The sequence below is a fragment of the Halomonas sp. SpR1 genome, assembly GCF_031010175.1.
Taxonomy (GTDB): Bacteria; Pseudomonadota; Gammaproteobacteria; order Pseudomonadales; family Halomonadaceae; genus Vreelandella.
This window is the reverse complement of sequence record NZ_JAUAMB010000019.1, coordinates 20747-45954: the sequence shown is the minus strand read 5'-3', so window position 1 is coordinate 45954 and position 25208 is coordinate 20747. Positions and strand designations below refer to the sequence as shown.

The 25208-nt window shown below is 55.0% G+C and carries 23 protein-coding genes; 12 read left to right on the top strand and 11 right to left on the bottom strand.

The genetic code is table 11. From position 1 onward, the window contains the following. Positions 1-28: 28 nt before the first annotated feature. From QT231_RS14330 to QT231_RS14320, 3 genes are all read right to left on the bottom strand, one after another. Entirely contained in the window at positions 29-886 is an 858-nt protein-coding gene (locus QT231_RS14330) for a DUF3883 domain-containing protein (protein ID WP_308337530.1), read from the bottom strand. Positions 887-891: 5 nt separating this feature from the next. Then, positions 892-1770 (bottom strand): YicC/YloC family endoribonuclease, encoded by an 879-nt coding sequence (locus QT231_RS14325; RefSeq protein ID WP_308337529.1) that lies wholly within the window; start codon positions 1768-1770, stop codon positions 892-894. Between the two features lie 110 nt (positions 1771-1880). Continuing rightward, a complete protein-coding gene (locus QT231_RS14320) occupies positions 1881-2897 on the bottom strand; it encodes a substrate-binding domain-containing protein (RefSeq protein WP_308337528.1) in 1017 nt (338 codons plus the stop codon). 298 nt (positions 2898-3195) lie between these two features. Between QT231_RS14320 and QT231_RS14315 the strand changes: the two genes are divergently transcribed. From QT231_RS14315 to QT231_RS14295, 5 genes are all read left to right on the top strand, one after another. Further along, entirely contained in the window at positions 3196-4179 is a 984-nt protein-coding gene (locus QT231_RS14315) for a substrate-binding domain-containing protein (protein WP_308337527.1), read from the top strand. Positions 4180-4255: 76 nt separating this feature from the next. After that, positions 4256-5743: a sugar ABC transporter ATP-binding protein gene (locus QT231_RS14310; protein ID WP_308337526.1), complete on the top strand. Its 1488-nt coding sequence runs from the start codon at positions 4256-4258 to the stop codon at positions 5741-5743. Then, positions 5736-6734, top strand: coding sequence for an ABC transporter permease (locus tag QT231_RS14305; protein ID WP_308337525.1), 999 nt, complete (start codon positions 5736-5738; stop codon positions 6732-6734). The genes QT231_RS14310 and QT231_RS14305 overlap by 8 nt, the downstream gene beginning before the upstream one ends. After that, positions 6731-7720, top strand: a complete 990-nt coding sequence (locus QT231_RS14300; RefSeq protein ID WP_308337524.1) for an ABC transporter permease — start codon at positions 6731-6733, stop codon at positions 7718-7720. Before QT231_RS14305 ends, QT231_RS14300 begins: the two co-directional genes overlap by 4 nt. A 12-nt stretch (positions 7721-7732) precedes the next feature. Next, entirely contained in the window at positions 7733-9289 is a 1557-nt protein-coding gene (locus QT231_RS14295) for an FGGY family pentulose kinase (RefSeq protein WP_308337523.1), read from the top strand. 118 nt (positions 9290-9407) lie between these two features. On the opposite strand, the gene QT231_RS14290 is transcribed toward QT231_RS14295, so the two are convergent. From QT231_RS14290 to QT231_RS14280, 3 genes are all read right to left on the bottom strand, one after another. Continuing rightward, the gene (locus tag QT231_RS14290; RefSeq protein WP_308337522.1) at positions 9408-10301 is read right to left on the bottom strand and encodes a serine hydrolase; all 894 of its coding nucleotides are present in this window, start codon (positions 10299-10301) and stop codon (positions 9408-9410) included. 32 nt (positions 10302-10333) lie between these two features. After that, positions 10334-12046: a M10 family metallopeptidase C-terminal domain-containing protein gene (locus QT231_RS14285; RefSeq protein WP_308337521.1), complete on the bottom strand. Its 1713-nt coding sequence runs from the start codon at positions 12044-12046 to the stop codon at positions 10334-10336. 105 nt (positions 12047-12151) lie between these two features. Further along, positions 12152-12337: a hypothetical protein gene (locus QT231_RS14280; RefSeq protein WP_308337520.1), complete on the bottom strand. Its 186-nt coding sequence runs from the start codon at positions 12335-12337 to the stop codon at positions 12152-12154. 379 nt (positions 12338-12716) lie between these two features. Here QT231_RS14280 and QT231_RS14275 point away from each other — a divergent pair, with 379 nt between their 5' ends. Then, entirely contained in the window at positions 12717-13043 is a 327-nt protein-coding gene (locus QT231_RS14275; protein ID WP_308337519.1) for a hypothetical protein, read from the top strand. A 297-nt stretch (positions 13044-13340) separates the two neighbouring features. Beyond that, positions 13341-14063: a ribonuclease PH gene (rph, locus tag QT231_RS14270; RefSeq protein ID WP_308337567.1), complete on the top strand. Its 723-nt coding sequence runs from the start codon at positions 13341-13343 to the stop codon at positions 14061-14063. 104 nt (positions 14064-14167) lie between these two features. Here rph and QT231_RS14265 read toward each other — a convergent pair whose 3' ends face one another. After that, positions 14168-14935, bottom strand: coding sequence for an exodeoxyribonuclease III (locus QT231_RS14265; RefSeq protein WP_088698281.1), 768 nt, complete (start codon positions 14933-14935; stop codon positions 14168-14170). Positions 14936-15076: 141 nt separating this feature from the next. Between QT231_RS14265 and pyrE the strand changes: the two genes are divergently transcribed. After that, entirely contained in the window at positions 15077-15742 is a 666-nt protein-coding gene (pyrE, locus tag QT231_RS14260) for an orotate phosphoribosyltransferase (protein ID WP_308337518.1), read from the top strand. Here pyrE and QT231_RS14255 read toward each other — a convergent pair whose 3' ends face one another. Next, the gene (locus QT231_RS14255; RefSeq protein WP_308337517.1) at positions 15743-16213 is read right to left on the bottom strand and encodes a tRNA (cytidine(34)-2'-O)-methyltransferase; all 471 of its coding nucleotides are present in this window, start codon (positions 16211-16213) and stop codon (positions 15743-15745) included. 79 nt (positions 16214-16292) lie between these two features. Here QT231_RS14255 and rep point away from each other — a divergent pair, with 79 nt between their 5' ends. After that, positions 16293-18362 carry a DNA helicase Rep gene (gene rep / locus QT231_RS14250; protein ID WP_308337516.1) on the top strand — a complete coding sequence of 690 codons (2070 nt, stop codon included), beginning with the start codon at positions 16293-16295 and terminating at the stop codon, positions 18360-18362. 130 nt (positions 18363-18492) lie between these two features. Here the strand turns inward: rep and QT231_RS14245 are convergent, their stop codons facing one another. Both QT231_RS14245 and QT231_RS14240 read right to left on the bottom strand, forming a co-directional pair. Next, entirely contained in the window at positions 18493-19374 is an 882-nt protein-coding gene (locus QT231_RS14245) for a c-type cytochrome (protein WP_308337515.1), read from the bottom strand. 208 nt (positions 19375-19582) lie between these two features. Continuing rightward, complete coding sequence (locus tag QT231_RS14240) at positions 19583-20512, bottom strand: GNAT family N-acetyltransferase (RefSeq protein ID WP_308337514.1); 930 nt, start codon at positions 20510-20512, stop codon at positions 19583-19585. Between the two features lie 238 nt (positions 20513-20750). Between QT231_RS14240 and QT231_RS14235 the strand changes: the two genes are divergently transcribed. The 3 genes from QT231_RS14235 (at position 20751) to QT231_RS14225 (ending at position 23545) form a co-directional block, all read left to right on the top strand. Then, positions 20751-21431 (top strand): response regulator transcription factor, encoded by a 681-nt coding sequence (locus QT231_RS14235; RefSeq protein WP_308337513.1) that lies wholly within the window; start codon positions 20751-20753, stop codon positions 21429-21431. Further along, positions 21428-22813, top strand: a complete 1386-nt coding sequence (locus QT231_RS14230; protein WP_308337512.1) for an ATP-binding protein — start codon at positions 21428-21430, stop codon at positions 22811-22813. Before QT231_RS14235 ends, QT231_RS14230 begins: the two co-directional genes overlap by 4 nt. 132 nt (positions 22814-22945) lie before the next feature. Then, complete coding sequence (locus tag QT231_RS14225) at positions 22946-23545, top strand: CBS domain-containing protein (protein ID WP_308337511.1); 600 nt, start codon at positions 22946-22948, stop codon at positions 23543-23545. 171 nt (positions 23546-23716) lie between these two features. Here the strand turns inward: QT231_RS14225 and nhaD are convergent, their stop codons facing one another. After that, the gene (gene nhaD, locus QT231_RS14220) at positions 23717-25183 is read right to left on the bottom strand and encodes a sodium:proton antiporter NhaD (protein WP_308337510.1); all 1467 of its coding nucleotides are present in this window, start codon (positions 25181-25183) and stop codon (positions 23717-23719) included. Between the last annotated feature and the right edge of the window lie 25 nt (positions 25184-25208).

Sequence of the window (25208 nt, the reverse complement as noted above, 5' to 3'; positions counted from 1 at the left end):
TACTCGTCGCTTTTCTCGATAATCTGGCTCAGCGTACGCCCGCGCGGTAGCTATCTGGCTCAAGCCAAAGTTGTTCGCGGAGATCGCCTTTCAAGAAAAAGAGCTTCGGCCCCTTACGAAAATTGAATAGCCGGAACAGATGGTAGTGTTCCGAATGGGCGCGCGAGCAGTCGAGCTCGTTGGGTGTAATGAAAAACGCGCTCTCCTTGGCAAAAGCGGTAGTCTTGACCTCGATCAGCCGGTCACGGCCGTCGGGCTCGAAGGAGCGGATATCGAACCCCAGCCCGTCACCCTGAGTCACCGCGATGTGCTCGACACGTGCGGCAAGTTTATCGAGCCCGGCCTGGATAAGACGGTGCTGCTCGAACCGCATCACTAGGTGCTCGCCCGCCAGCCCCAGCTCGCGATTGCGGGTTTCCCGGGCCAGGTAGTCGCGTTTTTGCGGCGGGCGCACTAAATAGTCGGCGTGAAATTCCCGAACGCCTTGTTGCGGTGGTGTCGTTCTAGGAGGTTCGACGATAATGCGCTCGTCTACAATGCCGGTGGTATCAACCACCGGGAGCTCAGCGGCCAAGCGCGCCGCACGATCAACGAGCTCGCTTCGCAGCAACAGCTCCTCGACAACCTCAACCAGGCTTTGCTGATAGTTGCTGCGCGGCTTGTAGCCATCGACATAGGGGCAGTTGGCATCGCGCAGCACCGCGCTGATGTTGCAGTGCTTAAACTCTATTGCACTGGCCGAGCGACCGTGAAGCTGTGCCATGAGCGCTCGATTGAGCTCCCGCTTGTTGTAGCTTTGCCCGCTTAGTTCCGCCACCAGCATCTGCCGGTAGGTGGCGACAGTCACCTCTACCTCGCTTGCACTCCAGGGTGTTGCTCGACTCATATCTCTCACTCAATATTCTGAATCTGCTCGCGCATCTGCTCGATCAGCACCTTCAGCTCTACCGCGCAACGGGTCGTCTCAGCCACCACGGATTTTGATGACAGCGTGTTGGCTTCGCGGTTGAGTTCCTGCATTAGGAAATCCAGTCGGCGGCCTTTGGGGCCTTTTTGGGCCAGCTGGTGGCTCACTTCTTCGATATGCGCGGTGAGGCGATCCAGCTCTTCATCTACGTCAGCTTTTTGCGCAACGAGCACCAGCTCAGCTTCCAGGCGTTGTGGGTCGAGTTCGGTTTTGGCGATCTCAAGGCGTTCCAACAGCTGGGTGCGTTGGCGCTCTAAAATCTGCGGCAGCAGGCTGCGCACGGCGGCGACCTGTTCACTTACAGCCTCCAGGCGGGTGGTGATCATCTCGGCGAGCTTGTCACCTTCACGGGCGCGGGCATCAATCAGCTCATTTAGCGCTTGGTCGAACAACGCTTTGGCAGCGGCTTTGATGGCGTCTTGATCAAGGTGCTGGGTCTCCATCACGCCGGGTTGGTTGAGTAGTTCCAAGGTTGTTGGTGGCACTGCGCTGGGCACCTGCTGCTGAATGGCGGCTAGGGCATCGGCAATCTCTTTTAACCGCTGGGCGTTCACCGCAGGCGCTTGAGCGGTTTCGGAACTCTCGAACCGAACGCTGCACTCGACTTTTCCACGCGCCAAGCGGGTGCGCAGCGCTTCACGCAGCGTTGGCTCCAAATCACGCAGGCTTTCGTGAAGGCGAAAATGGGGCTCTAAATAGCGCTGGTTTACCGAGCGAATTTCCACCTGAAGGGTACCGAAAGGCGCAGCCTGCTCGGTGCGGGCGAAAGCGGTCATGCTGTGTACGCGGCTGGAAGCGGCCATGGTTCATCCTAATAGGGAGTAATGGGTCTATAAAGCATTGCCAACATTCTTATCTAAATGGCTGGCCTATTTATTCGACGCAGTAAATTAATCCGGTGCAAAAGAGCCTATCAAACACCCATTATTTCTGGCTGAACTTCAATAAGAAGGCTGGATTCCAGCGATGGGGTATCAATCAGCTCAAAGACACGGTTGATCATCTCGATTACATTTTGCCGAACCATCATCAAGCGCGGATGAAAGGCAGCGGCAAGGGGATCCCAGTCAAAACAGCCAAAAATAATATCATCCAGGTAATACCCATTTAGCTGTAGCCCGCGAACGATGCCTTCAAGGGAAATCGTGGAGTTGACGAACATAGCGCTGGGCGGAGTTGACCGCTTACGCATGTATGTTTCCAATGCAGCCTGGGCCTTATCGGCAGCATAGTCACAGGGGAGAATATTCTCCTCAGCGGTCGCCAGTCCCATTTCGTCTCTAGCCTGTTTAAAACCGGCAATACGCTCCCGGGTATTGTGATCTTCATGACGACCACCAATGAATAGCACAGGGTCGTCCCTACGCTTTTCTTCAGCAAGTCGGTTAAGAATGGCATGGGTGAGCTGCCGCGCACCCTCACGGTTATTGGAAATAACCGATGGTGCCTTACTGCCAGGAAGATCCAGATTAATGCTTTGAACATCGCTCTCTGCACACATCTGCGCAATTGTATCGGGATCTGTTGCGCCGGTGCATACCAAGCATTCGACACGGTAAGCCAGCATCATACGAGCAGCTTCACACTCTTGTTTGGGATCTCGATTCGTACAAGAAACAATAGCAAACAACCCCCGGCTACGAGCCTCTGACTCGAAGTGTTGAGCTATCGAACTGAAATAGCGATTGTCGTACAGGGGCAAAATCATGCCAATAATACCAGAGCGCTCGCGCCGCAAGGCGCGGGCCTGCATGTTGGCCGAATAGCCCTCTGACTGGGCGAGCGAAAGAATTTTGCTGGCAAGTTTCTTGCTGATGCGACGGCGCTGCCAAGTACCGTTGAGCACGGCACTGACGGTACTAGGCGACGTTTCTGCCAACCTCGCCAGGTCGTAAATAGTCAGCCGCTTGGATGAAGAGTCGCTAACCACGTGGCAGCTCCTTGCGATTAGATAAAAGTAGCATTGACGTGATGGTGCGATAGATCAATGCTACATCGTGCACAACCGATTGTGCATGCTCAATTAAACAAAAAAGATAGCGATGATGCATCGCTTAAACACCACGCAACGTATCCAGCACTGTGTAAAGTTCCTATGCATTGTGAGGCTCGAAAGCGTCTGCGGCCATTTCATTTGGCCATGGCGCAACGTACAGCAGCTCTATTAAAGCGCTTCAATGCACTCTATTCCACTGACTGGGTCAGCCAACAGCAAGCAGGAAATCACAATGAAATACAAAGCACTTCTTACCGCAGCTACGCTAACAGGCATTATCAGCAGCACCGGCGCAATGGCTCAGGCGTCGCCTACTATAGCCGTGGTCGCTAAGGTGGGGGGCATCCCCTGGTTCAATGCCATGGAAATGGGCATTGAACAAATGGGTGAAGAGCTTGGAGTAGAAGCCTATATGGTGGGCCCTACCAGTGCTGATCCTGCCCTGCAGGTACGTGCAATAGAGGATCTTATCAGCCGTGGCGTTGATGTCATTGGTGTTGTTCCGAATGATCGAGAGGTTCTTGAGCCGGTATTGGAACGGGCACGAGATCAGGGAATTATCGTACTGACACATGAAAGCCCCGAATCGGTCAACATTGACTACGACTTTGAAATGATTTCAGCGCAGCAGTTAGGTGAGGAGCACGCCAAGCTATTGGCTGACACCACCGGCTGCGAAGGCTCTTATGCCGTTTACGTTGGCGGGCTCAGCGTGCCCGCTCACAACGCCTGGGCAGATGCTGCCGTGAACTGGCTCAATGATAACTGCCCGGGCTTAACCCAAGCCGCTGATCGTTTCGGCGTTGCCGAAAGCGTCGATGACAGCCGCAACACCACCCTGGATCTGCTGCGGGCCCATGAAGACTTGGCCGGTATTATGTCGTTTGGCAGTCAAGGAACCATCGGTGCTGCTCGGGCGGTGAAAGAGCGTGGGCTGGAAGGGGATGTGGCCGTCATGGGCCTATTCTCTCCGGGCCAGGGTCGCCGCCTGGTGCACGAAGGTGTGATTACCGGTGGTTTCCAGTGGAGCCCTTTGGAGGCGGGCAAAGCGTTCGTTGCCCTGGGTGAGATGCTCTATAACGGCGATGAGATTACCGATGGCGCCGACTTGCCGGTACTGGGTGAAATTACCCTGGACGGCAAGACGATCTTTGCTTCACAGCCACTCAAGCTAAGTAAAGATACCGTAGATGAGTTGGCAGAACTCGGCCTGTAAGACTGCGCTTATTGATCGTGTAGATACTGCCGCGCTCCTGAAGAGCGCGGCAGTGATGTTGAGAGAGGAGCCTCCAATGGGCGATATCGCGATTCGAGCGCGGCATGTCAGCAAAGTTTTTGGACAAAGCCGAGTCCTCGATGATGTCGAATTCGAACTTCGCCGAGGTGAGGTACTTTGCCTTGCGGGTGAAAATGGCTGCGGCAAAAGTACCCTCATTAAAATTATCAACGGCGTTTACAAGCCCGAGCCGGGTGTTGAGTTCACCTTTGGTGATGAAACCCTCTCTGCCATTAGCCCGCTGGAGGCGCGCGGCCGAGGCATTCACGTCATCTGGCAGGATCTGGCGCTCTTTCCACACCTCACTGTCGCGGAAAATATCGTCTTTGATGACTACGTTTCTAAGCCGTGGCAGCCCATTTCGTATAAAAAGGCGCTGCAGCAATCACGCGAGATTATTCAGCAGTTTGGTTTGAAACTGGATCCCACGGCCCGCGTTGAAGACCTTTCGATTGCCCACCGTCAGTTGGTCGCCATTTGCCGCGTGCTGCGTGCAGGGGCCAGCATTATTTTTATGGATGAGCCCACCGCCTCGCTCACCTACAAAGAGGTGCAGGCGCTGTTGGCGATTACCCGCTCGCTGGCAGAAAAGGGCCTTTCTATTGTGCTGGTCAGCCACCGCTTGGCGGAAGTGCTGGAGGTGTGCCAGCGGGTAACCGTACTGCGTAACGGCCAACTGGTGGGCACCTATCCCACCGAGGGGATGACCCAGGCGCGGCTCTCCACGCTGATGACCGGTCTTGAGCTGAAGCTCACCCCCCGGGCTGAAATGCATAAAGGCGCAACGGTACTGGAGCTTAAGCAACTGACTCGTGAAGGCGAGTTTACAGATGTCTCTTTTACCCTGCACCGTGGGGAAATTCTCGGCTTAACCGGCTTGCTGGGCGCGGGGCGCACCGAAATAGCCCACACCATTTTTGGTATGACAAAGCCCACATCGGGCGAGATGCACAAGGATGGTCAACCGCTCAAGCTGCACTCCAACCGCGACGCCGTGCGCCATAAGATCGCCTACCTCTCGGAAGACCGGCTCCATCTTGGCCTGGTGCAAAACCAGTCGATCAATATGAATACCGCTGTGACAGTGCTACCGACGCTTGAGCAACCGCGCTTTTTTCTCTCTCCCCAACGCATTAAGGCGCTCACCGCGCGCTGGATAGAGCGGCTTAAAACCAAGGTAAGTGATGCTGAACTGGCAGTCTCGTCGCTCTCTGGCGGCAACCAACAGCGCATTGCGCTTGCCAAGTGGCTGGCGACCGAGCCCGATGTGCTGGTTCTCGACTGCCCAACGATTGGCGTCGATGTGGGGGCTAAAGCAGGGATCTTCGAGATCATCCGCGATCTTGCCGACCAGGGCGTGGCGATTATTTTGATCTCCGACGAAGCGGGGGAAATCTGGATGAATACTGACCGCGCGTTGGTACTGCGCGAGGGGCGCATCGCTACCGAGGTGATCCCCTCTGAAACCACGGAAGAAGCGCTGGAGGCGATCATCAATGCGTAACCTGTTATCACGCCAACGTATCAGCACTGAAGGGGTGCTGCTGGGCATCATTTTTGCGCTCTCGGCGGTGCTGGCACTGATCACCGACAGTTTTTTAACTGTTCAGAACCTGTTTGACCTACTTAACAATCAGTCGGTCAATATCATTTTTGCCGTGGGGTTGGTGGTCGTGCTCATTGCGGGGGGCATTGATATCTCCTTCGCGGTGGCGGCTTCGGTGGTGCAGTACGTGGTGATGACGCTGCTCATTGACACCCTGGGCGGCGGCAGCTGGCCGATAGGCATTCTACTCTCAATGCTAGTGGGCACTCTGCTGGGGCTGTTTAATGCGCTGCTCATCCACCGTTTTCGCATTGTCTCGATTATCGTCACCATCGGCACCTTTAACCTGTTTTTCGGGCTATTGATGTACTTCACTGGCGGCGTATCGATCTACGCTATTCCTGACTGGCTCTACTACTCAATTCCTCTGCTCGACCTACCCGCCGAGCGCGGTTCGGCCACGCTCTACTTCCCCGCCGCCGTCATGGCCGTAATGGTCTTACTCACTTGGTTCATTCTGGCTCGCACTGGCTTCGGGCGTGCGGTATATGGCTTTGGCTCAAGCCCCGAGGCCGCGCGCCGTTCAGGAGTGAGTGTGTGGAAAATTCACGCCTTCGCTTACGGCTGGCTGGGGCTATGCGCAGGCATGGCAGGCCTTATGCAGGCGCATATTGTGCAAGAGGTGGTGCCCAACGCCTTGATCGGCCAGGAACTGCCGATTTTAGCCGCGGTAGTGCTCGGTGGGGCAACGTTAGGCGGTGGGCGCGGTTCGGTGCTGGGTGCGGTGCTCGGCGTGCTGCTGCTCGCCGTGGTGCAAAACGGCCTTAACCTGCTGGGCGTAACGCCCTACGCTTTCCGCATGATTGTCGGGTTGATTATTTTGATCGCGATCACGACCAGTAATCTGGGCAACCTGTTGCCCCGTTCAACCAGGGCGCAAAACGTATGAATAAGCCGCTGAACACGCCATCCAGTGCTGGCATACGCCTGGGTGGCGATACCATCGAAGTGATAGCCATGACAGCCCTTTTGATCATCAGCATCGTGTTTTTCTCGCTGCTGGCCCCGGGATTTCTCTCCGCGACTAATTTCCGTTCAATGTCGATGCAGTTGCCAGAGCTTGGGCTACTGTCGCTGGCAATGCTGGTACCGATTATTTCCGGCGGGCTCAACCTCTCAGTTACCTTTACCGCCAATATTGCCGGGCTCACCACCGCCTGGCTGGTGCAGGGGCTGCTGTCGGGGTTGGGCATACTCAATGTTCCCATGGCGATTATGGTCGGGCTCGTCGTGGGCGCTGCCGCCGGCTTTTTAATCGGCGTTATCGTCGCCTATGTGGGTGCGCATCCCATTCTGGTGTCGCTAGGTGCGATGATTTTTCTCCAGGGTGTGAGCGAGTTTTTAACTCGTGGCGGCGGCATTTCAGGTATGCCTGAGGTATTTCAAACCATCGGTAGCGGAAGCTTTCTGGGCGTGCCAATTCCCATGCTGATCTTTCTCGCCGCCGCCGCTGGGCTGATGTACGTGATGCACTTTACCCGCACCGGGTTCTCGATCTATATGCTCGGCTCCAATCCCCGCGCTACCGAGTACTCGGGTATTAACGTCAAGCGCGTGCTGATCACCGTCTACACGATTTCCGGTCTGCTCGCCGGCCTCGCGGGTATGGTGATGCTCGCCCGCTTTAACTCCGTACGTGTAGGCCACGGCGAGAGCTACCTACTGATTACCGTGCTGGCCTGTTTTCTGGCCGGGGCGAACCCCTTTGGCGGCTTTGGCCGCGTACTCCCCCTGGTATTGGGTTTGATGAGCCTGCAGGTAATCGCCTCGGGTATGAACCTGATGGGCGCCAGCCAGCATTTGTCCACCGCAGTATGGGGTGCTTTTCTAATTATTGTAATGGCACTACGTATGCCATTTATTAAACAGTCTTGAGTAAGGTTTTCCATGAATCATCAAGAACATGTTCTAGGCATCGATATCGGTACTGGCAGCGCCCGTGCGGGCATTTTCACGCTTGATGGAGTGATGCTGGCCGAAGCGAAAACCCCTATTGCGATGCATCGCCCTGCCGAGCACCACGTTGAGCAAAGCTCCACGGATATCTGGCGCGCGGTATGCAGCGCGACCCGCCGCGCCCGCGAGGCTACCGGTGTAGCGCCCGATTCCATCACCAGCATGTCGGTAAGCGCCACCTGCTCGCTCGTCCTTCTGGATGAGCAGTATCAACCGCTTGAGCTCTCACCCGGTGATGAAGCGTGGAATATCATTGTCTGGATGGATCACCGTGCAACCGCCGAAGCCGCTGAGTGCACGGCCACCCATGCCGCGCCACTGGCTAACTTAGGTGGTGTCATGTCCCCCGAGATGCAGATGCCCAAACTGATGTGGCTCAAGCGCCACCGCCCAAAGCTTTATGCCCAAATTGGCTACGCCGGTGATCTTGGCGATTGGCTGGGCTTCAAATGCACCGGCTCTCTTGAACGCTCGGTCTGCATGCTCTCCTGCAAGTGGACGTTTGACCCACGCCCTGGTCATGGCTGGGATCACGGCTTTCTAAAGCAGATCGATATGGAGGATGTACTCGAGTGCGCCCGTCTGCCCGACCAAGCCCTTCCGGTGGGCGTAGCACTTGGGCAGTTGACCGAAGAAGCCGCCGATGACTTGGGACTGACGACTCGGTGCACCTTCGCAGTGGGCATGATTGATGCCTATGCCGGTGCGCTTGGCACGCTAGGCAGAAGCCTCGCTGACGCTCCCGAGCGCCGACTTGCCGTGATTGGCGGCACGTCCACCTGCCATATTGGAGCCCAGCCCGTGCGGCGAGAAGTGCCCGGCGTGTGGGGCCCCTATCCAGGGGCGCTATGCGACGGTTTTGTTGCCAACGAAGGGGGACAAAGCATTACCGGTGCCCTTCTAGATCACCTGGCGGTGCTATTTTCAGCCAGCAGTGAATTCGGCGACGATCTTCACGGTGCGCTATCAGACCTTCTGCTAGAACGCTTGGCATCCGGCGACCCAGCCCCTGACACCCATGTTTGTCCTGACTTTATTGGCAACCGCTCGCCATTGGCAGATCCTGGAATTCGCGGCGCCATCACGGGATTGACCCTTGATACGCCTCGCGAGAGCTTCATCAAAGTCTATTGGGCGGCAGCCACCTCACTGGTTTACGGCACCCGCTCCATCATAGAGCGTATGAATGCCCATGGTTATGCAATCGATACCCTGCACCTCAGCGGAGGGCATGGGCGTTCAGCACTGCTACGCAAGCTCTATGCCGACGGAACCGGTTGCCGGGTTGTGCTGGCGGATGCACCTGAACCCGTACTGCTGGGAGTTGCTGTAGCGGCTTTGGCTGCTCAAGCCAATGGTGATGTGCTCAGCGTTGCCAATGGCCTCGCCCCAGGCGAACAAATACTAGAGCCTGACCAGGCGATGCAGGCACTGCACAATGCGCGTTATGCCGCTTTCAAGAAGCTTTACGAAGGTCGTCTCGACTGACGAACCTACTTGATGGGGTCATTAAATGAGTAGTGCGTAGGTGTCCGAAATCCGTGAACAAAACATAAACATCGTTCCCACCCGGAGCAATGATGCATTAGCGGTGCAAGGTACAGATTCAGACGGTGCCGCGTGCTAATTCATTACTGAGGTCAACCAATTTCAAATAGTCGTGGTATCGCTCCTCTACTGTTGGTGATCCAAGCGATACTGAGACACAGATCCCTCCGCTCTTAGCTGCCGAAACAGATGCTAGGTTGAATATAGCTGGCCAAAGCGTGCCCGTTTTCCCGCCAAGATATTGCGGAAGCGAGAATTCCGGTACAGCCCGTCGCGTTGAGGAGTGAAAAGCAGACTTTAAAACCAGCCTGCGCGGCACCGGCCCCGTTATTCCGATAGCAAAAGCTTTGATCCCCCAAACCCTCGTAATCGGGCTATATATCAGACATTTCTTCACCAGCAATGATAAATCTCGGGCGGTAGATCGTTGTCCGCGTACCGCCAACCCGTGTGGGTTCAGGAATTGCGATTTCGTCATCCCAAGATTTCGAGCGGTCGTGTTCATTTCCGCAACGAAGCGTTGCACGGCGTCGTGACTTGTGCCTGTCTTCGATCCCAGCATCATTTGGCCAAATGTCCGCGCAATCAGATTGGCTGCTACATTTGATGACGGCACCAAAAGGTTAGCGATGCTGTCGCCGAGTGAAAGGCGGTCTCCTGCATGAAGGTTACGACCTGATCCTTCGACATCATCTTCAGGAACCATCTCTAGCTTGAAGCTTTTCGGCAACTGGAAGTTACTTGCCATCTCGATAGCAACGATGGCCGTCATCAGTTTGACGATTGACGCAGGCGTCATTGCCTTGTCGGCATCCTTCTCATAGATGATGATATCAGAGCCAGTGGAGTTGTGGGGCAGCTGCAAACAGATCGCACCTTTCGCGGCGAGATCGGGCGTAGGGCCTATTGATTTGCGTTCATCGTACGGAGCATGATTAGTCAATTCCGTCATTCCCTACTGTTGTCGTCAATAGTCACGAGGATTCAGATGACAAAGATGTCGTCTGCGCTCAGCGACGGCGAATTTGTCAAAGTTGCAAACCAGATAGCAGTCATCGCTCCGTTGCCATCCGGGTCGTAGGATAGGTAGCCAGTCGCACTGTCGTAGAGGATGCGGTCATCCGCATCTTCCGCTGTTGTTCCAACCTGAAATACGTCTTGTGCGAGTGAACCCGTCGATCCCAAGGCGGTAAAAACGGAGTTCTCTAGCTGAACCTGATCCTCATTCGCCGTGAAATCAAGAATCTGATCGATGTTTGGCAAGCCGTTGATTTCTGAATCGAACCGAAAGACGTCTGCGCCTGCATGTCCCCAGAGACTGTCGTTGCCAAGGCCGCCGCGCAGAATATCATTGCCTGCGCCACCAAGCAGACTGTCGTTGCCCGTTCCGCCGAGCAAATGATCATCTCCGTTGCCGCCATAGAGCAGGTCAATGCCATCGCCCCCGATCAGAAGATCTGCTCCGTTTTCACCTCTGAGTGTGTCATTGCCGGCAGCACCGGCCAAATAATCGTCGCCGTCGCGGCCGTAGAGCGTGTCATCGCCAGCGCCGCCATTGAGTTTGTTCCGCGCGTTGTTTCCTATGATCTCGTTGGCCAGTGAGTTGCCAGTGCCGTCTATAGCCGCGCTCGATATAAGCTCTAGATTTTCGATGTTAGAGCCCAAAACAAAACTTACGCTCGATAGGATCTTGTCCGTTCCCGCATTCAACTCTTCAAAGATTACATCGGATGTGTCGTCGACGTAATATGTATCGCTGCCCTTGCCGCCTGCCATTGCGTCGGAACCAGCACCACCATCGAGTACGTTGTTTAGATCATTACCGGTGATGGTGTCATTACCGGATCCGCCAATCGCATTTTCGATCCAACTGGTGAGGTAAATTCCGATGTTCTGAACGTTTCCGCCAATGTTTGACCAAGTGCCAGGCCGCAGGTCAATGATCTGATCATTTGAAAAGCCTGAGACGTCGAACACGTCTACACCACCCGTGTCGTAGATGACAAAGCCAGGCTGGTAATGGAAGGGATTTGCATCGCCCTGATAGTATGTAAAATCGTAGACGCTGCCTGCGGTGCTAGTCGACGTGTTGAAGCCATAGACATCGTTCCCTGGGCGCGCATAATTTGCGCCATAGCGATCGATTGCAGCCTTGATATCGGCCATCTGTAAGGTCGTAGGCGGAAGCGTGGTCGCACCCTCATAATTCGACTGTTCAAAATAGGAAAGAATCGTGAACTGCCGTGTATCGTTGGCGAAGGCTCTGTCCTCGTCATAGACGGCGCCAGAGCCATACGTCGCAGGATGGCGGAAGACCAGTACATGGCCGATCTCATGCATTAAGCTAACCATGGTGTTGCTAACTGGCAAGAATGAACCTTGTAAAACGAAATCGGGCACGTTGATCACACCAGGGCTCTGTGTTGCAAGGTTAGGGGGCGTGCCGTGGAACTGCGGATCGGTCAAACTAAATACAATATCGGGGTTCTCATTGGATGTTACCTCTACAAATGTGACATCGATGATGTCACTCCAAGCCTTGAACGCCGCAACGGCTAAATCTTTCCGGTAATTCTCTGCCAAACCTGCAAGGCTATATGTGATCTCAGCCCGACCAACAGCCCATGTCACGTTATCATTTGTGATTGCATCCGCGATCTCTTCAATTGTGGCGACGTAGTTTGGATCGAATGACATGATCTGTTGCCTCTGCTGCGAAATCGATAATCGCCATACCAACGCTGATTTTGCGCAAGGCTGGTTGCTTATGCAATGTTGAATAGACGACGTTTCCCGTATTTTCTAGGACGTCTTGGCTTGGCGATTTCCTTTCCCTTGGCTCCAAGCAAATACCACCAGAGGCTCAGTCTTGTCGCCAGAAGCAACCTCCTCGAATATCTTCTCGTCCCCAACCTTTGCCATGGTATCGCGTTGCAAGATGAGATCCTGTGCGTCGGTGGAAACACTCGCATAGCCGATCAAGGGCATGAAGGGACGATCCTTGTCCGTTTTATTGTCCGGCAATCAATCTGTCCGCTTTGCCATTGTCAAGGCGCATTGACGGACATATTCTGTGGAGGCTGCCAAATCTTCCTTTGACGGACAACGCTGCAGCCCTCCCTATTGTCCGTGGCTCCAGCGGAACACGGGAAATAATGAATGGCGCAAAGACCTTTGCTCAAACCCGATCGGTGGTCTGCCTTGCTTGGTGTGCCCGCGGAAGAAGAGACGTTGATCCGCCACTACACGCTTGGGCAAGCAGAGTTCGATCTCATCCGGATCAAGACGGCGGCGCGCGACGGTTGCAGCCCAACTCTTCGAACTCCATGGTCAGCTGACAGATGCGACAGTCACTATGTTCTGCAAAATGGTCGCGAAAATGTTCTCTCTCTTAAAGATCCGCCGTGATCGGCGTCATCTCGTTGCCCGTAAGGACACCGTACCGCTGCTGAACCTATTTCGCGACACATTGCATACCCTCAACGAAGCAAACGTGACCGGCGAGGACGCCATTGACCTGTTGGATCGAAAGATCCGGTGGCATCAATTGCTGCGGGTGAAAATCGACCTTGAGACACTCACCAGGAAAACCGATATCGATCCGTTGGCGGGTGCAGCCGAGCGTTCCGAGGTTGTCCGCCGCTCGGCACGCACAATTTCACTTTTCTTTCGGCACGCCACCACATCAATTTGATAGGAACCTACGATTGGAGCGGCAAGGCAAGACCGCCAGAAGGAGGGTTTCGACCAGTTAGCACGACACGACCCGTATTCCTGGCGGCGTGAGCCGGAAAAACCATTCGTCCATAAGTTCCTATTTCGCTCACGGATTTCGGGCGCCTACGTACTACTCTTGTAACGCCCCTTTCATGACGCCAGTTGGACGTTTAGCCAATCAGTGCACCCTCAGACGTGTACAATGGTCGGCTTTTCCTTGTTACGCGTTTATCGAGAGGTACTATTTGTGAGCAGTGCTAAGCGTCCTGATGTTGTGCGTCCCAGCGGTCGCGAAGCCGACCAGCTCCGTGAGATTCGCCTGACCCGCGACTTTACCCGCCATGCAGAAGGCTCGGTACTGGTGGAGTTTGGCGATACCAAGGTGCTATGTAATGCCAGTGTAGAAGCCACGGTACCACGCTGGCTGCGTGGCAAAAATCAGGGCTGGGTAACCGCAGAGTACGGCATGCTGCCCCGGGCGACGCACTCGCGCAGTAATCGCGAAGCGACCCAGGGCAAACAGGGTGGCCGCACGCTGGAAATTCAGCGCTTGATTGGCCGCAGCCTGCGCGCCGCGGTTAATTTGAAGAAGCTGGGTGAGTTCACTATTACCGTGGATTGCGATGTGATTCAGGCCGATGGTGGTACTCGCACCGCGGCGATTACCGGTGGCTGCGTGGCGCTAATGGATGCGATCCGTTATCTGCAGCGTGAGAAGAAAATTAAAAGCGACCCCTTCAAGCAGTTGGTCAGCGCCATTTCCGTGGGCATTTATAAAGGCGTACCGGTACTGGATCTGGACTACCCGGAAGACAGTAAAGCCGACACCGACTTAAACGTGGTGATGACCGAAAGCGGCGAGCTGATCGAAGTACAGGGTACCGCCGAGGCAGGTGCGTTTACCCGCGCCGAGTTGAACGCGATGCTTGATCTGGCCGAAAAAGCCGGTGATGAGCTGCGCGAGAAGCAGCGCGAAGCGCTGGGTATTCGAGGCTAAACGCGAGCGAGCGCCGCAACGCAACAAGCCGACCCAAGGGTCGGCTTGTTGCTTATTACCACTGCTGACAGACTGCGACGCGGGAAAAGTGCGTTGCCTAGCGCTTAAAGCGCTAAGTCGTACTCAACGATTAGCGGTGCGAACTCGGAGAAGGTCGCATCGTAATCGATCCACGCGTCGACCACGTGGCGGCGGAAGTTGGGGCCGACTAGCTGGTAGTCGATCCGCCAGCCTTCCTGGCGTTCACGGGGTACGTCTTGGTCGAGCTTGGGCCACCAGGTGTACTCACCTGCATCGCGGTTGATTTCGCGGAAGGTGTCGATAAACCCAGTGGGGCCAAGCACCTGATCCATCCAGGCGCGCTCTTCGGGGCGGAAGCCTGAGGTCAGTTGGTTATCCGACCAGTTGGCCAAATCGACGGTTTTATGGGCAATATGCCAGGTACCGCAGAGGATATATTCGCGGCGTTTGCGCGACATCTTCGTCAGGTACTCTTGGTACTGCTCCATAAATGACTGCTTGGCTTTTTGGTCACTTCCGTCAGGCATCAGGAAGGAGACGATACTGAAGCGTTCATAATCCGCCTGCAGAAAACGTCCTTCATGGTCACACTGAGGAAACCCAAGGCCATACATAATCGCCTTGGGAATTTTGCGGCAATAGAGTGCCACACCGGAGAAACCATCCTCTTCGGCATCCAGGAAGTAGCCTTCATAGCCTTCCGGGTACAAAATGTGGTCACCCAGTTCAAAACTTTTTGCCTTGATGTTCTGCACGCAGACCACGTCGACATCCTGCTGAGCCAGCCAGTCCAGGAAGCCACGATCGACGGCATCACGAATACCATTGACATTGATGCTGGCAATTTTCATAAATCGTCCCTTTTGCGTCGCTGCTGTATGATACCCGACGTTTAGACGTTTGGGTAAAGGCAGCGAGTAAAACTTGCCATTTACCCTACTTTTATTGTTGCTTTCGTGCCGATTTAAACCTAACTCCTAGTGAGGAATGCCGTGGCCACCACTCTACAACCCTACCAGCGCGATTTCATTGCCTTTGCCATTGAGCAAGGTGTGCTTAAGTTTGGCGAGTTTACCCTGAAATCCGGCCGCGTTAGCCCCTACTTTTTCAACGCGGGGCTGTTTCAAACCGGGCGGGCGCTGGCCAAACTGGGGCGTTTTTACGCCCAGGCGATTGTCGATAGCGATTTAAACGCCGATGTGCTGTTTGGCCCGGCCTATAAGGGTATTCCGCTGGCAGCCGTTACAGCGGCGGCCTTGGCCGATCATCACGATCTGGATATGCCCTACTCATTTAACCGTAAAGAGGCCAAAACCCACGGTGAAGGGGGCAATATCGTTGGCGCACCTTTAGCAGGCGATATTTTGATCATTGATGATGTGATTACCGCAGGCACCGCGATTCGCGAAGTGATGACGCTGATTGAGCAGAGCGGTGCCCGCGCCGCTGGCGTTATCATCGCGCTTGATCGCCAGGAGCGCGGTCAAGGCGAGCAGAGCGCGATTCAGGAAGTCCAGGCCCAGTACGGCATGCCGGTGGTCAGTATCGTCACCTTAGAGCAAGTGCTCACTTACCTTGAAGAGCATGCCGGTGGCGAAATGCTCGCCTACGCCGAAGCGATCAGGGCGTATCGTGACCGCTACGGTATTACTAGCTGATTAGACCGAACCTGCGCCAGCAAAACCTTGCTGGCGCCACGCCTCGTAGCTCACAATAGCCACGGCGTTGGAGAGGTTCAGGCTACGGTTGTTGGGCTGCATGGGCAGGCGCAGTTTGTGCTCGGCGGGGAGCGACTCATGCACTTGGGGTGAAAGCCCGCCGGTTTCCGAGCCGAACAGCAGCACATCGCCGGGAGCAAAGTCGGCATCGCTGTAGCTGCGCGTACCTTTGGTGGTGACCGCCCAGATGCGCCGCCCCTGCATCGCCTCTTGAAAGGCGCTAAAATCCGCGTGGCGAGTGACGTTGGCCAGATCACGGTAATCCAGCCCGGCCCGGCGCAGCTTCTTCTCTTCCAGGTCGAAGCCAAGCGGTTCAATCAGGTGTAACCGGCAGCCATTATTGGCCACCAAGCGCATGATATTGCCCGTATTGGGCGCCATGCGCGGTTCAAAAAGCGCTACTTCAAACATCTCCACCTGCCTGTTTATCATGCATTCGACGATTGTAATCGAAATAGCCTAGCAACACTTGTAGAGGATCACCCACGCCATGACGCCCGCAACGCCCAAAAGCATTCTTAGCCGTATTAAAGGGCTAAACCCGCGCCAGCAGGAAGCGGTGCGTTATATCGATGGCCCCTGCTTGGTGCTGGCGGGCGCAGGTTCCGGTAAAACCAGCGTGATCACCACCAAAATTGCCTACCTGGTTCAAGAGTGTGGAATGAGCGCGCGCAGGATCGCCGCAGTGACCTTTACCAACAAAGCCGCCAGGGAGATGAAAGAGCGTGTGGGTCAGATGCTCCATGGCAAAGAGGGTCACGGGCTGACGGTCTCCACCTTCCACACCCTGGGGTTGAATATTATCCGTGGCGAGCTTAAAACCCTGGGCTATAAGCCGGGCTTTTCACTCTTCGACCCGGAAGACGCCAAGGCGCTGCTGCGGGATTTGATGAACAAAGACGCCCAGGTGGATGCCGAGCAGATCAACGCGGTGCAGAGCAAAATCTCCACCTGGAAGAACGATTTAGTGCTGCCCAGCGATGCGCTTTCGTTTGCCTCGGATGACGATGAGCACTTCGCCGCTCGGGTATACGAAGCCTACGTGCGCCATTTAAAAGCTTACAACGCGGTGGATTTTGACGATTTGATTCTGCTGCCAGTGGTATTGCTACAAAGTGATACTGAGGCGTTAGAGCGCTGGCGGCGCAAAATCCACTACATGCTCGTCGATGAGTACCAGGACACCAACGTCTCCCAGTACCTGCTGGTGAAGCTACTGATGGCGGAGCGCTCCACCTTCACCGTGGTGGGCGATGATGACCAGTCGATCTACGCCTGGCGTGGCGCCCGGCCTGAAAACCTGATTACCCTGGGCGAAGATTTTCCACGCCTGAAAGTCATCAAATTGGAGCAGAACTACCGCTCTACTGCCACCATACTGCGCGCCGCCAACACGCTGATCGCCAATAATCCCCACGTCTATGAGAAGACGCTGTGGTCGGATATGGGCGATGGTGCGCCCATCCGGGTGATCGTCAATCGCCATGAAGAGGCTGAGTCCGAGCGGGTCGCCAGCGAAATGCTTACCCGGCGTATCAAAGAGAAGGCCGAGTGGCGGGACTTTGCGGTGCTTTATCGAGGTAACTTCCAGGCCCGTTTATTGGAGCTTAAGCTGCAGCACTACCAAATTCCTTACAAGCTCTCCGGCGGCACGTCGTTTTTCTCGCGCAACGAGATTAAAGACACCATGGCCTACCTGCGCCTACTGATTAACCCCGCCGACGATAACGCCTTTTTACGCATTGTGAACGTGCCGCGCCGTGAAGTGGGCCCTGGAACGGTCGAGAAACTCGCCAACTACGCCACCGAGCGCTCGATTTCGCTATTTGCCGCCTGCCATGAGCTGGGCTTGGAACAGGTGCTGCCGACCCGAGCCGTGGAGCGGCTGTCGCGTTTCACACACTTTATCGACGGCGTGCGTAAGCGTATGGATCAGGGCGATGCCATTGCCGCCATACGCGACATGCTGCGGGATATGGATTACGAGGCGTGGCTGTACCAAAACGCCAGCGCGCCCACCGTTGCCGAACGGCGCATGGCTAATGTATGGATTTTGATCGACCAACTAGAGAAGTCCCTTAACCGCGATCCGGAAGAGGCTACCGACTCCACCGAGACCGAAACCGACGGCGTGGAAGCGGCTATTTCACGCTTGGTGCTGCGCGATATTCTGGAGCAGCAGGCGGAAGAGGATGATTCTGACCGCGTTCAGCTACTCACTATGCACGCCTCAAAAGGGCTGGAATTTCCCCACGTTTATTTGATGGGGCTTGAGGAAGACCTGCTGCCCCACCGCAACGCCATTGAGGTAGGCACCGTTGAGGAGGAGAGGCGCTTGGCCTATGTAGGCATTACCCGGGCGCGGCGTACGCTAACCTTGACGCTTGCGCGCCAGCGCAAAGCCTACGGCGAACTAATGGACTGCCAGCCAAGCCGTTTTTTGGACGAGCTGCCCGGCGAGGATTTGGAGTGGGAAGGCCGTGCGGATAAAGAGGATCCGGATAAGAAACAGGCCCGCGGCAAAGATGCCATTGCCGGGCTGCGCTCGCTGCTAGGCTGATCAAGCGAACGTTATAAACGGGGGGTTCTAAAAACGCGGCTTCAAAGCAAAAATATCCACAGGGCGGTAACTCAGACACCCTGTGGATAAGATAGAGACACTATTTAAGTGGCATGCTTATTACTAGCGATTACTCAACTTCAGCAACCATGTAATCAACGACCGCCATCACTTCTTCATCGGAAAGGTTCGGGTTGCCACCTTTGGCTGGCATTGCACCAATTCCATTGATCGCGCTGGCATAAAGTTCCTCAGTACCTTTCTCTAGACGCGCAGCCCACGCATCCGCATCCCCCAACATGGGCGAACCGGCTACGCCCGAAGCATGGCAAGCCACACAGCCAGAGCTTGCGTATAGGGCCTCGCCGTCTAAGCCGCTGCCGCCACTCGCTTCTTCAGAGGCGGCCGCATCTTCTTCACTCGCCGCGTCGTCATTGGAAGCCATTGCTTCTTCACTTGCCGCTTCTTCGCCTTCTGCAGCAGCGGTCTCTTCGGCAGCAGCCTCATCGGAGGCACCTTCATCGCTAGAAGCTTCGGAGTCTGCAGCAGCTTCGTCTCCACTACTCAACTCGGGTACTTCCATGACAGGCTCGACCATGTAGGCAACAGCCGCTTCCACTTCCTCATCGGAAAGATTGGGATTACCGCCTTTCGCCGGCATGGCGCCAATACCGTTGATAGCGTGGTCTAACAGAGTGGCGAAACCTTGTTCAGCACGTTCAACCCAGGCCGCTTCTTCACCACGGATAGGAGCGCCCGCAGCGCCCGATTCGTGGCACGCGCTACACACATTGCCGTAGATGCCCTCGCCGTCGATATCACCGCCACTGCTAGCGGCTGCCGCCGGTGCCGCCGCGGTGCCACAGTCTTGGCCTTGTAAACAGAGTTGCCCTACCGGCGCTAAACGCTCGGCAATCGCATCACGTGCGGCGTCATCTTGGGCATAAACACTGGATGTGCCCGCCATGAAGCCGAGGGCCGCCAGCCCGCTCATGATCAGCTTAGCTTTCACTCTCACCACCTCTTGAGTATTGTCATAAAACGTTTTTTATCAAACTCTGTCTCAACTGCTGTCTCAAACCCTATGCGCGGTGACGCCAACATCGATGATGCACCGCCGAGACGCCAAGACGTGCGTATAGAACTAGTATACCGGCAACGTAAAGCGCAAGAAAATGCTACTAAGCGCGCTGATGTATCCAATAGTCGCTATCAAGCCTTTATTTGGGTGCTTCGCCCCGCTCGTCACCCCCTTTCCACGCTAATAAACGCTGCTGTGTATAGCGTATAAAACCCGCCTGCAGGTAGAGTCGTTTGGCTGGGAAATTAACGTCATCAACTCCCAGCGCCATTTCCTGTGCACCTGCCTGCTGGGTGAGCTCCAGGGCTTTATTCAATAGCGAACGACCCAAGCCTTTGCCACGCCAAGGCGGTTTTAGTCCCATCAACATTAACTCCCAGCGCCCTGACGCCGGGCGAGGCGCAAGTAGTAGCACGCCTACTACGGCATTTTGATAGCCAACGGCATACCAGTGCTGTGGCGCTTGGGGATCCTGATGATAAAACCCGGCTAATAACTCTTTAATCGAGAGTACCTCCCGCAAGGGGCGGCTATCCAGCGAATCCTGCCCTACTGCGGCCAACAGACTCAGTTGCTCCGTCTGAGAAAGATCGCCAAACGGCTGCAGGGAGAGCGGCATCGCTTCATTCATCGCTAAGCGGCGGTGAGTGCTACCGATTAAATACTCCAAGCAGACTAACCGCTGCATACCGTGTTTAACCAACAGCCCTTCTGTTTCGGAGGCTTCGGAAGAAAGCTCCAGATGACATAGGCGAATATTCTGTGTTTTCACCCATTGGCGCGCCTTATCTAACAGCAACTGAGCGGGCGTTTCCACTACCTTCGGTAAACCTGATTTTGGTAACACTGTATTTGGCCCCCCTGTATTGGGCGACCCTGCAATTGGCAACCATAACTGAGCCATGTTCATGGGTAGAAGTTGTACCCAAATAGCGGCCGTTATCTCTCCCGCCTCAAACGTTACCCATAGACCATCCCAGTGCTCATCGGATTGGTGATACATCGCCTTGATGGCGGCGCTCAAGGCTGCTTGCTGTGCAGGGTCATGGGCAGCAGCAAGCTTCAGCAAGGCCTCGCGTCGCCGATCGGGCGGACAACGCATTGCATACGGGGTGTTTGTTGGGTAACGAGTCGTCATGATTGCACAATCAAATGTAGAGCTCCGAAGGAGGAATAAAGCGTGCTACGTTATTAGCCTACAATTTATAACCTCATCCTGACGGCCTAAGCCTTTGCACGCCACCCTTATCACTGCTTATTTCAAGGTTTAGTGGTGGCGATGGATTTAAAGGAGTAACCAACCCGCCATGCGTATATTGTTGGTAGAAGACGACCCAAGCTTAGCCTCGGGTATTCGTTTGGCATTAAAGCCCGAGAACTTCACGGTGGATCACCTTAGCGATGGCGTTACCGCCCTGGCCGCCTTAAAGGAAGGCGAACCCTTTGATGTGGTTATTCTCGATCTGGGGCTGCCGCGCATGGATGGTATGCAGGTACTGGAAGCCGTCCGGCGGCAGGGCAATCGCGTCCCCATTTTAGTGTTAACCGCCCGGGATGCCGTTGAAGAACGCATCGCAGGGTTAGATGCGGGTGCCGATGACTATTTAACCAAACCGTTTGAAGTCGCTGAATTAAAGGCACGCTTACGCGCCTTGTTGCGCCGGAGCAGCGACCAGGTAAACAGTGCTTTGGAGTGCCGAGGTATTCGCCTTGATCCTTTGACCATGCAGGTTAGCTACCAGGGAAAACTCGTGGCGTTATCGCGCCGTGAGCTAACCTTGCTGCAAGAGTTTATGAGCCACCCAGGACGAGTATTCACCCGCGATACGCTAACGCGCCTGGTCTATGGCTGGGATGAAGACGTAGAAAGCAATGCCATTGAAGTCCATGTGCACCACCTTAGGCGCAAATTCTTTCCTCACCTGATTCGCACGCTGCGCGGCATTGGTTACGTAATGGATAAAGCGGATCAGGATGAGCCCTCATGACCTCTATTCGCCAACGCACCTTGGGACTGGCGCTGCTGGTATTTGGTATTAGCATGCTGGTGATTGGCTTTATCAGTTATCGCTATGCTGCCCATGAAATTGAAGCACTGTACGACGCCAGCCTTGAGCAAGACGCACGCTTACTAAAAGGTTTACTGCAAGCTCCCCTACCGGAGGAGGCACGCGATGGGCTGCTCAGCAGTCTGGAAAATGCCTTAGGGAATGCGGCGAGATCCGGTCGCCGCTTTGCAGGACACCGAACGGATAGCCAAATGGGCTTTCAGCTATGGGAAGAGGGCCACCTCTTGCTGCGCTCAGCCAATGCCCCCGAGTCGCCGTTGGCGAACCTCCCCGCCGGCTTCAATAGTCAGTCTATTGATGAGGTCGAATGGCGCGTTTATGTGCTTGATGTCAGTAACTCCACCCAGCGAATTGTCGTTAGTGAGCGCGAAGACGTACGCGGCGAACTGATCAGAGCGGTAGCTCTTCGCACCCTCTTGCCCGACCTCATTGGCCTGCCGCTCCTCACTGCCCTGCTTTGGTGGTCGATTGGCTGGGGTTTAGCACCGTTATCACGCATGGCTGAGCAGATTCGCAGTCGTGATCCGCACAATTTACAGCCTTTGACGCTTAGCCCTCTGCCCCAAGAGTTAGACACTATTGCCGGGGCGCTCAACCGTTTGTTAGAACGAATTCGCATAATGCGCGTACGCGAAAAGCGTTTTATTGCCGATGCCGCCCATGAACTACGCACGCCCTTAGCAGTACTGGATCTACACGCTCAAAACGCCCTGACTGCCGATAACCTTGAAGATCGTCAGGAAGCACTCAACCACCTGCGCGGTGGCGTCGCACGGGCAACGCGTTTGGTCACCCAGCTCTTAACACTGGCCCGCCTGGAGCCTGAAGAGGAGTCAAAGCCAGAGTACCGCACCAGCCACCTGCTTAGTGAAGTGCGTGAAACCTTGGCCAAGATTTCGCCGCTGGCCGCTGAACGCGAACAACAGCTGCTGCTAAACGCGGATGACCAGGCGGACTGGTCAATATTAGAAGAACCAGGCGCCATTGAAACCCTGGTACAGAATTTGGTAGGTAATGCCATCCAGCACTCGCCAAGACAGGGCACTATCAGCGTCACGCTATCAACGACGCCACATGGCTTTCAATTAATAGTCGACGATCAAGGCCCCGGCATACCTATCAATGAACGCAAAAAAGTGGTTGAGCGCTTCCAACGTGCGGGTTCCAGCGCTGGCTCAGGTTTAGGCCTTTCCATCGTTGAGCGATTGGTGACACGTCACGGCGGCACCCTCCAGCTTGACGACGCTCCCAGTAAGGGCTTGCGCGTACGAATTCACCTCCAGCGCCCAACAGAGGACTAACACTTTCTTTGTGTACTCAGTGGCAGTTTACGCCTCCCTTAAGGTTGCGATAAGAATTGCGTGCAACTGTGGAGATGCATGGTGAGCCAGATACCCACGGCTCCCCCTTTTCTCCATATGGAGGTTCCCCTGATGAACCAAGTTACCTTTTCACCGAAACCCTTGATTCAACTCGATTCAGCACCGCTACTCGCCAAACCTGCGGCGCGTCGGCTGCAGCCTACTAGCCCAGCCATGACCGTGCTGACCGACTTTTCCCAAGTAATGCCTCAATCCGTCGATGCCGATACCCCCATCGATGAAGCCCACCTGAAGATGCGTTATAGCGGCGTAAGACTGCTGTTCGTGATGGATCATCAAGCGCACTGTATCGGTATTATTACCTCGAAAGAAGTGATTGGTACTCGGCGTATTAACATAGCCATGCAGCAGCGTAACCTCTCCCGCAACGAGGTGACTGCCGAAATGATCATGACGCCGTGGCACAAACTTAGCGCCATGCCCGTCGCCCAGTTGGCCTCGCTGACCATTGAGGATCTGGTACTGTCGATGGAAGCGGTGACCGATCAGCACCTGTTAATCACTGAGCAAAATGATCACCGCGAACTCAGAATTCGCGGCATTATTTCAGCCAGCGATATCCAAAATGCGGTGGGCAAAGAGATTAACCCAGTGCCTATGGCGAAAAGTTTCGCCGACATTTGCCAAGTCATTACCGGCCACGACCTCTAACGTCTCACTACTGAACGTTTTAAGTTAATCGCCTTTAAATGCCGGATGCATAAAACAAACGCCCTTCACCGATTCCTCGGTGAAGGGCGTTTTAGATTGCACATAACAATTGTTTAGAGCATACCGTCTATAATTTTTTCTTCTAAAACATGCTCTTATAAAACAATTATTCTAAAACAATGAGGCATTGACCCATAGATGAGTAGCGATACTGGCAGCATAGCCTAATAAAATCGCGGGCACCCAGCGCAGGTGAACGGCAAAGGTATAGATACCGCGTGCCTGGCCCATAAGGGCAACCCCAGCGGCGGAGCCCATGGAGAGCAAACTCCCCCCCACGCCTGCGGTTAACGTTATTAGCAGCCAGTTACCCTGGGACATATCCGGGGCCATGGAGAGTACCGCGAACATCACCGGAATGTTGTCCACCACCGCGGAGATAAGCCCCAGCACCACGTTGGCCCACACCGGGTTCCAACCGCCGTAGAGCGTTTCGGAAAGCAGGCTCAGATAGCCCATAAAGCCCAGGCCACCAACACACATCACCACCCCGTAGAAGAACAGCAGCGTATCCCACTCGGAGCGCGCAATACGGCTAAAAATATCAAAGGGAACGACGCTACCCAGCTGCTCCAGCTTCTTCCAGTCACCCCGGCGGGAGTAGCGCTCGCGCTTGCGTTCAAGGGAGCGTGGCAGGCTGCGGCGCAAGTAGTAGCCAAAGAACTGCAGCAGGCCCAAACCAAACATCATGCCCATGGCAGGCGGTAGGTAGAGAATCGAGTGACACAGCACCGAGATCGCTACGGTGATCAAAAACAGCACGATAATGCGCCGCGCGCCCCGCTTGAGCCAGACGTTTTCCTTAAGGGAGGCAGGCTGACGGTTAACAATAAAGAAGTTCATGATCACCGCAGGCACCATGAAATTAACTATCGCGGGAAGCAGCAGCGCGAAGAAGTCTTCGAACGGTACTTGTCCTGCCTGCCACACCATCAGCGTGGTGATATCGCCAAACGGACTGAAGGCACCACCCGCGTTAGAGGCGACCACCACGTTCACGCAGCAAAGGCCGATAAACTTATTGTCACCCTCGGCCACTTTGAGCACTACGGCACACATCAGCATGGCGGTGGTCATATTGTTGGCGATCGAAGAAATACCGAATGCCATGACACCGGTAATCCAGAACAGAGTGCGGTAGCTAAAGCCTTTGCGCACTAGCCAAGAACGCAGCGCATCAAATACCCGGCGCTCTTCCATGGCATTGATATAAGTCATCGCCACCAGCAAAAACAGCAACAGTTCAGCGTATTCAAGCAGTGTTTCGCGGAAGGCGGTTTCCGCCTCTTCCGGCATCCCCGCTTGTACGTAGACCCAGGCCACTAGCGCCCAGATAAGCCCTGCCGCGACAAGTACCGGCTTAGACTTACGCATATGCAGTAGCTCTTCACTCATCACCAACGCATAGGCGAGCACGAAGATCACGACAGAAGAGATACCGGCAAGCGAGAGAGTAAGATCAAGGGGCCCGGCGGCGGCATAAGAGAGAGAAGGAAAGACAAAAAGCGTGCAGGCGAGCAACAACCAAGCGACCCGGCTAGCATAATGCCGGGTTACGAGGACGTTTGGTGGTTTCATGGCAATGTTATCCAGTCAGGAGGGA